The sequence below is a fragment of the uncultured Shimia sp. genome (assembly GCF_913054185.1).
Taxonomy (GTDB): domain Bacteria; phylum Pseudomonadota; class Alphaproteobacteria; order Rhodobacterales; family Rhodobacteraceae; genus Shimia.
In genome coordinates, this window is the sequence record NZ_CAJXIV010000006.1 from 42,061 (window position 1) to 56,230 (window position 14,170).

Annotated in this window: 9 protein-coding genes; 4 read left to right on the forward strand and 5 right to left on the reverse strand. The window is 58.1% G+C overall.

Annotated features, from left to right (window positions below):
• Positions 1-4: 4 nt before the first annotated feature.
• Positions 5-682: an OmpA family protein gene (locus QZ517_RS02525; RefSeq protein WP_294221595.1), complete on the reverse strand. Its 678-nt coding sequence runs from the start codon at positions 680-682 to the stop codon at positions 5-7.
• 192 nt (positions 683-874) lie between these two features.
• Between QZ517_RS02525 and QZ517_RS02530 the strand changes: the two genes are divergently transcribed.
• The 4 genes from QZ517_RS02530 to tssI all read left to right on the forward strand — a co-directional run bounded on the left by QZ517_RS02530 (position 875) and on the right by tssI (position 7,394).
• Positions 875-1,624 carry a protein phosphatase 2C domain-containing protein gene (locus tag QZ517_RS02530; protein WP_294221597.1) on the forward strand — a complete coding sequence of 250 codons (750 nt, stop codon included), beginning with the start codon at positions 875-877 and terminating at the stop codon, positions 1,622-1,624.
• Positions 1,625-1,627: 3 nt separating this feature from the next.
• Complete coding sequence (locus QZ517_RS02535) at positions 1,628-2,500, forward strand: M15 family metallopeptidase (RefSeq protein ID WP_294221600.1); 873 nt, start codon at positions 1,628-1,630, stop codon at positions 2,498-2,500.
• Positions 2,501-2,503: 3 nt separating this feature from the next.
• A complete protein-coding gene (locus QZ517_RS02540; protein ID WP_294221603.1) occupies positions 2,504-4,960 on the forward strand; it encodes an ImcF-related family protein in 2,457 nt (818 codons plus the stop codon).
• A 121-nt stretch (positions 4,961-5,081) separates the two neighbouring features.
• Positions 5,082-7,394: a type VI secretion system Vgr family protein gene (gene tssI / locus QZ517_RS02545; RefSeq protein ID WP_294221606.1), complete on the forward strand. Its 2,313-nt coding sequence runs from the start codon at positions 5,082-5,084 to the stop codon at positions 7,392-7,394.
• 18 nt (positions 7,395-7,412) lie between these two features.
• On the opposite strand, the gene tagF is transcribed toward tssI, so the two are convergent.
• Genes tagF through tssK form a run of 4 tightly spaced genes read right to left on the reverse strand, consistent with a single transcriptional unit; the run spans position 7,413 to position 14,161 of the window.
• Positions 7,413-7,901 (reverse strand): type VI secretion system-associated protein TagF, encoded by a 489-nt coding sequence (tagF, locus tag QZ517_RS02550; RefSeq protein WP_294221609.1) that lies wholly within the window; start codon positions 7,899-7,901, stop codon positions 7,413-7,415.
• Positions 7,902-7,904: 3 nt separating this feature from the next.
• Positions 7,905-11,459: a type VI secretion system membrane subunit TssM gene (gene tssM / locus QZ517_RS02555; RefSeq protein ID WP_294221611.1), complete on the reverse strand. Its 3,555-nt coding sequence runs from the start codon at positions 11,457-11,459 to the stop codon at positions 7,905-7,907.
• Positions 11,460-11,463: 4 nt separating this feature from the next.
• The gene (icmH, locus tag QZ517_RS02560) at positions 11,464-12,822 is read right to left on the reverse strand and encodes a type IVB secretion system protein IcmH/DotU (RefSeq protein WP_294221617.1); all 1,359 of its coding nucleotides are present in this window, start codon (positions 12,820-12,822) and stop codon (positions 11,464-11,466) included.
• A gap of 4 nt (positions 12,823-12,826) precedes the next feature.
• A complete protein-coding gene (gene tssK / locus QZ517_RS02565; RefSeq protein ID WP_294221619.1) occupies positions 12,827-14,161 on the reverse strand; it encodes a type VI secretion system baseplate subunit TssK in 1,335 nt (444 codons plus the stop codon).
• Positions 14,162-14,170 lie beyond the last annotated feature (9 nt).

Sequence of the window (14,170 nt, forward strand, 5' to 3'; positions counted from 1 at the left end):
GGGCTTAACTGAGGGCTTGGAATTCCACGCGGCGGTTTTCCTCGGCGCGGGTGTCATCCGCATTGAACGGGAAACGTTCGCCCATGCCTTGAGTTTCCAAACGCGCGGGGTCGATGCCACAGTTGTCCACGAGGTGACGCGCCACTTCTTTTGCGCGCAGGATTGAAAGGCGCTCATTGTACTCCTCTGTTCCGGAGGTGTCGGTGTGTCCGACAATCCGTACCAGTTTGATGTTGCTGCGCTGAAGCACCTGGCACATCTTTTCAAGCTTGGGCGCCTCGTCGCTGGACAGGGCCGCGGAGTCAAAGCCAAATTTGATTTGCAGATTGACCTGCAACTCGGGATCCAGCTGACCAAACACCAGCGGCGCATTGGGATCGCTTGCGGCTTGTACCACCTGCGCACCGGTTTGCGTGCCATCTTGAGTGCCGGTCTCTGTACTTGTCTCAGTGGACAAATTGACGGCCTCGGTTGTGTTGTTTGCGCCCTCATCAACAGTGACCAGTTTCAAGCCGCGGGTGGCGCCCATTCCGTTGGTTTCAGCCTCCTGGAAGACTTCGCGCTGGCGCTCAAAAAGAGACATCAGTTCATCGACGCTGAGATCCTCTTGCGCCGACAACGGAGACGTCAAGGCGACGATTGAAAGGACCACGGCAAAGGGTTTAATTCTAAAATTCGGCATGTGAGCCTCATTGGAAAAAGATTTTGTGCATGATTTATGCTAGGCTATACTGGCCTTGTTTTCAATTCAGCCTTTTTTGAAGTGCCAATTTTGACTATGCCCCCTCGCTCCGGCGCAGCGCCGTGATGTGGTTTGAAAACAGCGCAATCGCGTAGCCGGGGTGTTGGCGATGACCGCCTGTGGGAGAGTTATGTGAGTAAAGCCACAACTGTTATCCCCCGAATGATGCCCGCCCAACCGGTGTTTATTGGTGCGGGGTTGACCCATGTTGGGGTGGTCCGAGAGCGCAATGAAGACTCGATTTTGACCGACCCGACCGGCGTTCTTTGGGCTGTTGCCGATGGTATGGGAGGCTACAGCTTTGGTGATGTGGCCTCGGACATGGTGATTGATGCGTTGTCGGAGGTGAGTGACCACGCCTTGGCCGGACCTGCCTTACAGGGAGCGTTGCGTGCAGCAAATGCGCGGATTCATCACGAGGCCCGGACACGTGGCAGCATGGGGGCAACGGCGGTGGCGCTGATGATCCAGAATGCTATTGCCACCATCGCTTGGGTTGGTGATTGCCGGGCGTATTTGTTGCGGGGGAGGGCGTTGCGTCTTTTGACCCATGATCACACGGTGGTGCAGGATATGGTGGACCGTGCCCTGATTGGACCGGAAGAGACACACAGCCATCCGGAACGGCATGTTGTGACCCGCGCGGTAGGGCATATGGCTGAGTTGCAGGTGGACACCATCGCCGTGCCTCTGGTTCCGGATGACCGGGTGATGTTGTGCTCGGACGGATTAACTGGGTGTCTGAGTGATCAGGAAATCACCGACCATATGGCGCGCGCGGGCTCTCCGAAGATGTTGTGCACCACGCTCTTGACGGCCTCTCTGGAAGCAGGGGCCGCGGACAATGTGTCTGTGGTCTCTGTTTTTGCGGAGAGGGGGTAAGCGATGCGGGATGGCACGCTGATAGGCCCAATCATTATTGCCATTGGCCTGCTGGTGGCGGCCATCGCTTTTGCTGTGGTGGGAGCGGTTCTGGAAACTGCGGACGGTTCAGCTGAGATGCGCCTGTCACGCAGCGAAGCAGATATCGCGGCTATGGAACGTGAGATTGACGGTCTGAAAAAGCAGATCACGGACTTGCAGGAAGAGCAAAGGCGGCTCGCAGAGGAACAAGCTCTGGCGATTGCACGAGGCGGCGCGGTGGCGCCGACTTCGCTCGAAGTGTCCGCAGGTGACATTACGGGGGGCGGGGATGAGAATTTTGGCCCCAGCATTGAACGGATGACCGAAGTCGGGACTCTGGACAAAATGGCGTTCAACCTAGGCATCAGCCAGCCACGCAACCGCATCATGTTGGAAATTCTGGGCCACCCTCGTTCCAGTTACACGCAAGATTGTGCGCCGGTGACACAGGAGAAACTAAGGGCATTGATGGAGACCCGGCAAGTGGGGCCGATCAGGGTGACCATGATCCGTCCTGCATTGGCGTCGCTGGAGCGCATCATGTCCAAGTTGGCAACTTCCGAACCAGAGGTGCACGAGGCTCTAGGCACGGCTGGTGCCCTCTGCGCGCGGCTGGTGCGCGGCTCAAAACGATCGGTGTCAAACCACAGCTGGGGAACGGCGATTGACCTGAAGCTTGAAGGCCGGCTGGACGGGTTTGGCGACGGTGGCACGCAGTTCGGATTGATCCTGCTCGCCGAGCTGTTCAACGAAGAAGGCTGGTACTGGGGAGCGGCCTATAACCGTGAGGACTCGATGCATTTTGAAGTGGGCGTGGAGACATTGCGGCAGTGGCAGGCAGAGGGGAAACTTTGAGCCATGGCGCAAGCTGGGCCGGAAAATGCCAACACTGTGAGCGTGTATCATCATGCGGCCAGGCCTGTTCTGGACTGGATCGACACGGTGGGCCGTCGCGTACGGCAACCGGTGGGAGAACTCGTCACTGAAGCTGAAAGAGAGTTGGTCGAGTTTGAAGACCGGTTGGCGCAGGCGCGGGTACAGGGCACAGCGATCAAACCGGCGCGCTACGCTCTGGCAGTTTTAATGGACGGGCGCGTCCGCCAGACCCCGGGCATTGATCTGGGCGGATGGTCGGTTCTAGCGCATCGGCAACTTTTTGAGGGACGTGACATGACCGTGGCGCGGATCCGAGACTTTGCGGAAACCGCCGCACGTCAGGGCGGAGACTATGCTGATCTGACAGGATTTCTGGAGCAGATGGTGACTTTGTCTCAGGAACGCAGACATGGTCATAAAGTGGCAGCTTCCAGCGGTTGGGGCTGGAGGATTGTCGGATTTGCAGTGCTTCTGGCCGTGGCACTGATGAGTTATTCAGCATTTATTGAATATCGATTTCACAGGGATTTGCGGGCCGGATTTGACGATGAGGTTCTTCAATTAGGTTTGGATCGTGCGCAGTCGGGAGGCGAGCTGGTCACACGATTGGATCAGATGTGGGCGGCGTTGGAGCGAATGCAAAAGGCCGCCGAGCGCGCGCCTCTCAGGCGCAAGTTGCGCCTACCCATGTTGGACAGTGAGACCTATGCACAAAAAACGTATGCGGAAGTGGTCGTCCGGCAAGTGCCGCCAGCAATTGCCACCGCCATTGAAACGGTTGTGGCCACCGAAGGTGACAGTTTGGTGCTTTACGACGCGCTGCGGGCTTGGGTCATTTTGTCTGGCGATGATGAGTGGCAGACTCCGTGGTTGGCGGGGTGGTTGCGGGATCACGGCAGCAATTTGGGGTTGGATGGGTTGGCGCGCCATGTCGCACCTTTGGCTGGTCCCGTAGAAGGGTTGGCGCCCAAAGATGCAGTCCTGATGGATCAGGCGCGGGAGTTTGCAGCCGAAGTGGCGGAACCAGACCGTGCGTGGTTGGAGCTTAAACGGGCGACGCAGACTGCCGCGCTCCCGGCTTGGCACCCGGAACGTGCGGTGCCGCAACTGACAATCGTTTTGGTGCGGCGCACAGGACAGCCGGTCTCCGATCCGATTTCCGGGATTTTTACAGCTGAGGGGTGGCAGCACGCGCGCAACTTTGGAATTGGCGTGGCGGTTCAAAAAGCGCGGTCCATTGGGTCAAAGGTCACTGGACAAGCGCTCACACAGAACAACCAAACACCCGATTTGTTGGCCAATCGGTTGCAGAGGGAAACCATAGCAGTTTGGCAAGGTTGGCTTGCCGAATTGCGGGTGCGGCCGTTTTCGGATCGCAACACCGCCATCATTGTATCCGGCGCGCTTAGCCAGGCCGACAACCCGCTCAGTCAGGTATTGCGCGCTGTGTTTGCTGAAGCGGGTGGCGGCGACCGCAGGCGCAGCCATGAGCAACAATTGGAGCTGGCGCGCACCTTCGGTCCAACCATTCAATATCTGGATCAGGGGCGCATGGTTGAAATGGCGCGGCTGTTTTCCTCGTTGAATGTGGCGCTGGGCGCGGCTGACAGCAGTCAAAGACAAGGCAATCAGCGCCTGATGTCAGTGCAGGATCGGGCTCGGTCGATTGCGGCGCTCAACGCAGCACCTGCCATTGTTGCGCAGCTTACTGAAGATGTCCTGGTGCAATCAGGCATGCTGGAAGCATCGGATGAGGGCGGAAATGCGCTGACCCGAGCCTGGCAGCGCAATGTGTTTCCTCTGTGTCAGCAAGCAATTAAAGGCCGCTATCCGTTTGGTGCGGGCGCTGATGCGGAGCAGACGGATGTGGTTGCAATGTTTGGTCCCCAAGGCGTGATGGCCGGATTTCTGGCCGCGGTTGCGGGACCTTATCTCGAGACAAACCAGAGCCCATGGCGTTGGAAACCTGAGGCGCGGTTTGCCGGAGTCACACCGGAAAGCGCGGCCTATTTGGAGCGCGCGGCGGTGATTTCCGAGGCTCTGTTTGATGAAAGTGGCGCGCTGCGTCAGGAGGTCACGCTCAGTGCGCTGGCCGAATTGGGGCAAACGCTGGTTGCCATTGGCGGAGAGGCGCGGCCGGTGCGGGCACAGGGGGAGCCTGTCACGTTGGTGTGGCCGGGGCCGCAACCCGAGATCGGCGTAGAAGTGAGCTTTCGCGACAGCACGGATGCCGCGCGAATACAGCAACCGGGCCCGTGGGGGCTGCTGCGGCTTGTGGACGGCGTTCGCCTGCGTCTGCGAGACGAAGGGCAGCGGGCTTTGCTGGATTTGCGCACGGAGTCAGGCCGCGTTTTTTTGAGCCTCGCGTTTCGTGACAAAATCAATCCGGTTTCGGCGCGGCGCGCGGTTCTTGAGTTTCCTTGCCCACCGGCATTGTGAAACGTGTCGCTGGGCTGAGAGGAAACCATTTCGGATTGGGCCCATATTGGCCTATGATCGGTTGCATACGAATTTTGAATCAAGATCTTTTTGTGACCAAATTGACGAGGGGAGGCGCCTGATGGCGATCGACCGCATTGCTCGATTGACCACTCCGTTGCCCGAAATTGAGGGGCAGCCGGCGTTGATCTTTGGCCAAATGACCGGGCGGGATTGTGTTAGCCACTGTTTTCAGTTTGACGTTTTGGCCTTTAGCACCGACCCCAATATTGCGTCGGATGATCTGTTGGGGCTGCCGGTCACGGTGGACGTGACCACCAACGAAGATGACCCAGAGATGCGGCGCTATTTTCATGGAATCGTCGATCAGTTTCGGTTTGAGGGAAACGATGACGATGCCTTGTTTGCCTATCGACTGATTTTGCGGCCGTTTCTGTGGATGCTGTCAAAAACGTCGGACAACCGCATTTTTCAGGAAAAAACCGCTGTGGAGATCATCGAGCAGATCCTTGGCGAATACGGTTTTGGTGACTACGAGTTACGCCTGTCGGGCAGTTATGAGACGCGGGAATACTGCGTGCAGTTTGGCGAGAGTGATCTGAATTTCCTGCAACGTTTGATGGAATTTGAAGGCATCTGCTATTTCTTTGAATTCGAAGAAGGCGCACATAAGCTGATCTTTGCGGATGCAGACAGCAACGTTGTGGACTGCCCTGAGGCACCGGATTTGCGCTTTGAGCCCAACGTGATGGCAGGCACCGAAGGTATCGGCGTGATCAGTGCCCTGATGCGCGAAGACATGGTGGTCACTGCCAAACACGCACTGAACGATTACAATTTCGAGACGCCTTCGACGGATTTGTTATCAGCAGACACTGTCCCGCCCAAACACGCGCAGGCCGACTATGAGCGCTACGACTATCCCGGCACCTATGAGGATGCCGGCGGCGGTGGTAATTTATCCAAAGTACGGCGAGCCGAAGATCAGGCTCTGCGCCATCAGGCCTTTGCGCATTCTACAGCCAGTATGCCCTGCTCTGGCCATCGCTTTAAGCTTTTTGACCATGCACGCGACGCGGAGAACATCCCATTTTTCATTCTGGAGGCCAAATATAAAATTTGGGACGGTCAATATATTGCGGGTGGAGAGATGGATCAGGATCGCGGCTTTGAGGCGCAGTATATACTGGTGCCATCTGACAATGAGTTTCGGCCAGCGCAGATTACGCCAAGACCGGTGATGAAAGGGCCGCAGACTGCAATCGTGGTTGGCCCTGCGGGCGAAGAAATTTACACCGATGAATACTCGCGCGTGAAAGTGCAGTTTTACTGGGATCGTGAAGGGAGACACGACGAGAATTCGACGTGCTTTATTCGGGTCAGTTCCGCTTGGGCAGGGTCTGGTTGGGGGTTTATCCAAATTCCGCGGATTGGGCAGGAAGTCATTGTGGATTTTCTGGATGGCAATCCAGACCGGCCAATCATCACAGGGCGGGTTTACAATGCTGAGCAGATGCCGCCCTACGCTTTGCCGGGCAATGCAACCCAGTCCGGCTGGAAATCCAACACGTCGCTTGGCGGCGGCGGCTGGAATGAACTGCGTTTTGAAGACAAGGCAGGTGATGAAGAGGTCTATTTTCAAGCACAAAAAGACCACAACGAGTGGATCAAGAACAACGAGACCCGCAATGTCGACAATGATTTTGCCGAGACCGTGGGGCATGACGCCAAACAGGATGTTGTGAACGACCGGGATGAGACAGTTGGTAACAACAAAACCACGAAGGTTGGCGTTGATCGCACGGTCAATATTGGCAACAACGACACCGAAACCGTGGGTGCGGATCGTAGTCTGACGGTGGTGGCAAATGAATCGATTTCGGTGGGGATAAACTCGACAGAAAGTATTGGGTCTAACCACACACAGACCGTTGGTGCCAATCAAGCAGTGACTGTTGCGGTCGCCCGCGCTGATACTGTGGGGGCCTCTGAAGCGCGCACCGTTGGCGGGCCGCAAACCAACACAATTGGGGCAACACGTTCGGTCTCAGTTGGGTCGACGCAGAGCCACAGTGTGGGGTCAACGGACAGCTGGGAAATCGGCGGCAATCAAACCGAGAAGATCGCCAAGACCCAAGCCAGCGAGATTGGTAAAGACCAAGACGTCAAAATTGGTGAAAACATGGTGGAAGCGGTTGGCAAAGACAAATCTGCGACCATTGGTGAGAACCTGAATGTTGAAGTTGGCAAAAAAATCTCGATCAAGGCTGGCGATGAAATCACGTTGACCTGTGGCAAGGCCAAGTTCCAGCTCAAGAAAGATGGCACAATCGTTTTGGAAGGCAAAGACATCAGCCTAAAAGGCAGTGGCAAGATTGTTGGCAAAGCGAGTGGAAATATGACGCTCAAAGGCAGCAAAATCGACCTGAACTGAGACGCTAGCTCAGAAAGATCAGAACATTTCGCTGAGGGCCTGATCCGGATCTTTGGGTGCGTTGTTGTCCCGCCAGAGCGCAGGGGCAGTAATGGGTGTCTCAGAGGGCGCGGGCTTTGACACCGTTCGCAAAGCCTCAAACAGCGCTTCTACCTGGTCTTCATGCCAAAGCGGATCAATCACGGCCTCTGCCCAAGCGTTGGCTGTGGTTTGGCTCGCCCCGTTGAGCGCCACGCAGGCAGCCACAGGAAAGGCGCGTTTGTGCGCATCCAGTGACGGAACAACACACAATAGCAGTGGCCCTGAGGGGCCTGTGATCACCGCGCGAATGCCGCCTTTGGGCCAGCGTTCGGGGTGATGGGCTGCTCGGCCGAGTTTGGTGGTCAAGAAGCGGTCCAGCACGCCACGCACCCCCGGCGATAGGCCGCGCGCTACAAAATCCCCGGCGCCCGGCACTTTGCCAAAAAAACCGGTGGTTGGCTGGTAAGAGGGCGCATGATCAGACACCACTTAGAAACCACGCGGGCAGGTGAACCCGGAGAAGAGTTGCAGATCAAACGGGTTCTCTACTGAGTTGGCGCGCAGATCATAGCGTGCAGAAAAGCCGCCAGCGCCCAGTGACAGTCCAAAGACTTCGGGGAGGGCGGTTTTGGACAGACGGCCCTTGCGCAACAAGCGCAGCAGCGCCCAGCTTCCAGTCTCTGATGTGATCAATTCGGAAGACCCATCCACCGGCGCAAAGGTCAGCGTGATCATATTGGTGCCATCCGGCCCCGGCCAGGTCATAGGCATGGGCCGTGTGGCGGCATTGAAATAACTCAACACCTGTCCGTCCACATTCAGGGTCACGCGTGAGGCATTGCCGTTCAGGTCTTTGGGTTCCAACGCAAAGGCCACGACAGGGCCCGCGCCACCCGGGAAAAGTGCATCGCGCATTGAACGGGCATTTTCAAACGGTTTCAGCAATTCGGCATCCAGACCAAAATCGGCACGCCATTGCCACGGGCGCACTGCTGTGTCGATGTAAGCACCGAGGTTGTCGTTGGTGAAGCCATCAATCAAACCTCCGGGGCCAAACAGGCGCGAGAAGTCGAGTGTGTTCACGTCAATTGCGCTGGATTGATCAAACGGATACCGGCCAGCGGTTGCCGATTGGCAAAACGGCAAAACATCGGCCCGCCAGCGGGCATTAAGTTGCGCCAAGACCGCGTCTCGCGTGACGCTGATGGCATCCCCCGCAATCCCCGCAATCCACTGATCAATCGGGTCCGGTAGGGCGGCGGCTTCATTGGCAATTGCGCCGGTTAGTTGCGGCAGCCCTCCACGGGCCAGCAGTGCAGATTGCGGATCAGGACTGGCGGCGACGGTTTGCAGTTCATTCGAAAGTGCAGACAGAGCCACCACAGCGTCATCCAGTGATGGTGGCACGCCGTCCACCTCCTGCACAGTGCCGCGAATGGGGGCGAAGTGGTCCGACACTGGTGTTCCAGGCGGCAGTTCCGCGGGGCCACCACTGCTGCTGTTGCCAACGCCGGACTTGCGCGCGATCTTGCTGCTTGATTTCACTAGCTTGCCAATTTTACCCAATTTGGAAGCTGCTCTAAGGCCTGCCTTTTTGGCAGCTTCGCCGCCGTCACCTTCGGGCGCAATGTAAGCCAAGTGGGTCTCGGCCACGACTGAGAGCAGCAGGCGTTTTAAGGAGGAATCGACGGAAGAGAGATCTTTGAGATTGGCGCGCGCCTGATTGAGGTCGCTGATTGGAGTCAGGCGAATGTCGCGCAAGAAACTGTCCCATTGCGCAACGTAGTCATCATAGTAGAGCTTGAGGATATCCTTCTCCAGCGTGTTGGTGTTGGCCTCCGCACTTTCCGCGCAACCTCCGGCAAAGACCGCGCGATCCAGTAAGGCCTGTGCGGCAACTTCGGGCAGCAGCGGCAACACACCTTCATGAAAGCCTTTGTAGGTGAATGCGCCGGGCAGGCCGACACGCAGGGTTTTCTCCGACAAACGGGAGAACACCTGTGTACCTTTCGGGCCGGTCTGCTCTGCTGGGATCCAGTCCGGCAATCCTGCCAGTGATGGTTCCGCCCGCAGCGCGCGATAGGCACGCACCGCCAAAGGAATGGTGCAGATCGACTTCAGCGCCGTGGCTATCAACGCGGGATCGGCTTCAATTTTCACCTCTTCAACCGCCATCCGCTCCAGCGCGGCGAGCTGGTGATCCACAGATTCATCCGTAGGAAAGGGATCAATTGGGGCATAATCCGGCAGAACGGTCTGCCACCACACGCCAAGGAAGTCGACATCATAAGGCGCGCGCCCCGTGAGCATCTGATAACTTTTGAGCCCGCCAAGAAGGAACTCGGGATCGCGGGAGTGCCGCCACATCGTGGCTTCGAGCATTGCGACCATGCGCGGCTCAAGGATGTTTCGCAGGGTATGATCGTACGAAATACGTTGCACTTGCGCGAGCTCGGGCACTGCAGTGGGCCCAAGGGCGGTCAGAGGGCTTGTGGCCACTTTGGTCGTGGCCAGCGCGGTCTCATTGGCAGCCTCAAGCGCGAGGTTTAAGTCCAGAGGGTCGGTGGGCGCCTGCCGTGCGGCCACGTTGGAGAGGCGGGCCGACAAGGAGGTCAACTGACGTTCCTGATCTCTGAGGCCGCTTTGGTAGCGTAGGAAGGAAAACAAAAACAGCGTTCCCAGCAGAACCGTTAGGAGGGCTGTGCCAGCCAAAGCACCGCGCCATATCCAGCGCCGGCGCTCTTCGGCGCGGGGATCAAACTGCCCGAGTCCAGCCTCAGGGAAGATCAGGTCGGTTAACATGTTGCGCAGGAAGAACGAGCGCTTTTCGCCATGTGCACGGTGTTCAGGTGGGGGCGGGGCCATACCCAAAGAGCCCGCGATGCCTGCCAGCATCTGATCGACGGGGGAGCCTTCTTGCGTCGCGGAGGTGAAGTAAAACCCGCGCAGCCAAGGACTGTCTTCATAGCGGCTTTCGCCAAACACGGCCTCGATCAGCACTTTAAGTGGATTGGCTACCTGCTCCATCTGGCTGGGGAAGCGGAAGACTTCGGCGCGCGCCGCCAGTGGCAGGTCGTCGGACATGCGCGAGAGCAGGCGGTCCTCCAGCGCTTCCTGCAGCACGGTGGACTCGCGTTCCACGGTCAGTGTGTCGACCCGCTCTGTGGTGCCCAACGTGGCGCCCCAGACCTGTTCGCGCTCCCGTGAGTTAAGATCGCCGAAGTAGCTTTCAAACCCCTGCACCAGATCGGTCTTTGTGATCATCAGGTAGACGGGCAGGTTCATGCCCAACTCTTCGCGCAGCTCAGACAGGCGCTTGCGGATTTCGCGTCCGTGTTCCCGGATTGAGGCGTCGTCGCCAAAAAGTTCCAGCACTGACAAGGTCAGAATGACTCCATTGAGCGCCCGACGGCCGCGGTGCTTTTGAAGCAAGTTCAAAAAACCTTTCCATTCCGCGGCATCCGCATCCGGATCAGATTGTTGCTGCACATAACGGCCGGCCGTGTCGATCAGTACCGCGTCTTCGGTGAAAAACCAGTCACAGTTTCGGGTGCCGCCAATGCCTTTGAGATCATCAGAAAGATCGATGGGGAAATGCAGGCCGGATTGGCGCAGAGCGGTGGTTTTGCCCGTGCCAGGTGGACCAATGATCAGGTACCACGGCATGTCGCGCAGGAATTTGCGACCACCTAGTTTAGAGCGTTTGAGTTGATCCAGAATGCCCTGAAACTTTTCCTGCACTTCCGCGATGTTTTCTTCTCCTGGTGCGGAGACGGCTTCGGGGGCTGGGGTTGCAAGCTCGGCAACAAAGGCGCGGTTGGCGCGGGCGGCACGCAGTTGACGGATCAGCATGGAGACCAACCACAGGATGATGATCAGCCCGATCACAATCAGGCGTGTGGTGTCAGAGGCCAGAGGTGCGCTTTCCCCAAAACTGATCAAGGGGCCATAGAACCAGATCAGCAGGCAAAGCAGCACAATGCCAATGAGCGTCCAGAGTGTGCGGGAGAACAGGATGCCCAAGATTTTTTTCAGAAACCCCATGCTGTCAGACTTTCTTTTGCAAGATGATTTCGACGCGCCGGTTGCGGGCGCGGCCTTCTTTGGTGGCGTTGTCGGCAATCGGGTCGGCAGCGGCCTTGCCTTCGGAAGAGATCAGCGCCGCGGGCACGCCAGCAGCGATCAGCATGTCGGCAATCGTTTTGGCGCGGGCCTCGCTGAGGCCTTGATTGGATTGGAACGGGTTGCTGCGCTGCACAGGCACGCTGTCCGTGTGACCAACCACGCGGACCTGTCCAATAACTTCCTGATATTCGATGAGGACCTCGGCCATAGAGGCAACGAGGTCGTTGTATTCGCCGTTCAGGGTTGCCTTGGCTGAGCGAAAAACTTCTGGGCTGGTGGATTGCACGACGATCACCGCGACGGCTACATCTTCGCGTCCCGTCAAGGCACGTGCGGTGTCCTTGGGGGCGGCCTCGGCGAAGAGTGGCAAAAGTTCCAGGAGCAGGGGTTCAGCCGCGATCGGCAGCACGGGCTCTTCGACGGTTTCGATAATCGGACGGAAGATATCAGCGCGGTCAGGCGGGGGCAGGACCGAGGCCAAGGTATAGAGCTGTTCGCCTTTTGCCGACAGACGCATGCCCAGGCCAACATAGATCAGGGTGATAACCGCAATTCCAACCAGACCTATGGACCACAGCGGCACCACAAATCTCTTGGGTTCGTCAGAGGCCTCAACCCCTTGCCAGTTCGGCGCAAGCAGGGTGTCTTCGGCTTCTCGATCGCGCAATAGGCGGCCCAGTTGGCTGCGCATTTGGGTCAATGCAGCTTCGCCGCTGCCGGAGACACGGTGCTTACCGCGAAACCCCAGTGAAAGGCAAAGAAACACCAGCTCCAGCAACTCGGGGTCCCGCTCCGGATACCGGATCAGATCTTCGGCGAGGTCAAAGAAGCGCTCGCCCGCATCGACATTGCCGTAAAGTACTGCGACCAAAGGGTTTTGCGGCCAGCCAGAGCTCACCCCCCAAGGGGTGTTGAGCGCGACATCATCCAACAATGCAGCGACAAACCAAGCGCCCTGATCGGCGCGGGTCAACGGGACGCCAGCGGAGACCGCATTGTCACGTGCATAGGTCAGGTTGTCCTGCAGGCGGCCGCGCAGCATGTCCGGGGCTTCTGGCGCGGTGGCACGTTCCAGTTCCGGTGCGAGTCCCAGAAGCGGGGCGTAGGCTTTGACAAAAGGGTTGTCGTTGGCGCGGCTGTCGCGCAAGCGGGCTTCAAGGCCAGGGCCGGTTGCACGCGGCTGTGACTGTGCTGCTTGGTCGGGGTGCGAGCTGCGCCGAACGGGTCGCACTCTTGTGCGGCCAGCGTCGTTTTCCAGTCCAAAGGGATCATCACCATTCATAAGATCACCGGTTCACCGCGTAACAATCAATTTCAGGCTCTTTCTCCAGTTGCCCAGCAACACCCAAAACAAACCCTGGAGCTTCGGCCAAAGATGCGAAGTGCTCTGAGGTGCGATCAAGCTCAAGGCAGAGGCGTTCGCCGTCATAGGGGATTTCGCGGGGTTGGCTGTTGAGCGGTTTGAGCGGGATACCGGTTAATTTGGAGGTCCAGAGTTTGTCAAAGTCATCCGCTGCACCAACCGTGGCCTGATCGACAAATATCTTGCGCAGAAGCGCATCTGAGATGTCGCCGCCGATGCGCAGCACAATTCGATTTTTCTTCAACAAGGCGGGATTGTCGATGCGCACTGTCCATATGTTGTCGGAGTGGCGGCTGACTTTAAGTGGCCGTGCTTTGGGTTCGACATGCTGAAGGCTCAAAACAAAGGAACGTAGGGTTTCGGCCAGATCGGTAAAGGACGGCTGCGGATCAAGGTGTTGATAGGGGGGGATCTCGCCAAGACGGCGGGAGGAGGCCGCATAGGTGGCCAGTTGTCCAGCAATACCAGAGAGCTCGAGGAAAAGCTGGGAGGGGTGGACATTGTTCTGTTCGGCCAAATGCGCAAGGCGCTGCCGGGCACGATTGGCGGCTTCGAGAATTAGGAGGTTTTCCATCGAGGCACCGGAGCCGCCAAGCACCATCGAGCCATGGGCTTCGCTTACACGATCCAGCCCAGTGACCAACTCCTTGAGCAGTTGGGAATACCAATCGACCGCCTCAATACGAACCGCCGGCGCAAGGAACAGCGGATCAAACGCCACGGCGCCTTCAGCGGTGAGCCCGTCGATGCGGGCAATTGGCAGCGTGGTGTAACCGGTGGTTTCCTCCCCCGGAAGGATCAGGCGCGGCGCTGTGCGAGCGACCTCAATATCAGACGGTTCCGCACCATTTCGCACGGCGTCTCGGGCGGTGATCATGGTGCCGCGCCAGCGCATGCCGGAGGGCTCTGCATGGGCCGGATCCATATCATTTGCGCCAGCCGCCTCGGCTGGCAGGGCGAGATGCACCAACCCCGAAACCGTGTCGGCGCTGACGCGCACAGGCGCGATCTGACTGGTGTGATGGGGCGCGGACAGAAAGGTGCCATCAGGCAAGATGCCGTCAGCCTCCAGCAGGGCGATCTGCCCGGCCTCGGCAGCCACCGGATCCAGTTGCAGAGCCACGAAGCCTGCGGATTGCAGAGGCGCGGCGTCCACCGCGCGCCGCACCAGCCATTCTGTGTGGCGGTCTTGCTGCTGAAAATGTTGGGTGCGCAGAAACAGCCCTTCGGACCAGACAACCCTATTTCTGTCAGTCATTCACGTGTC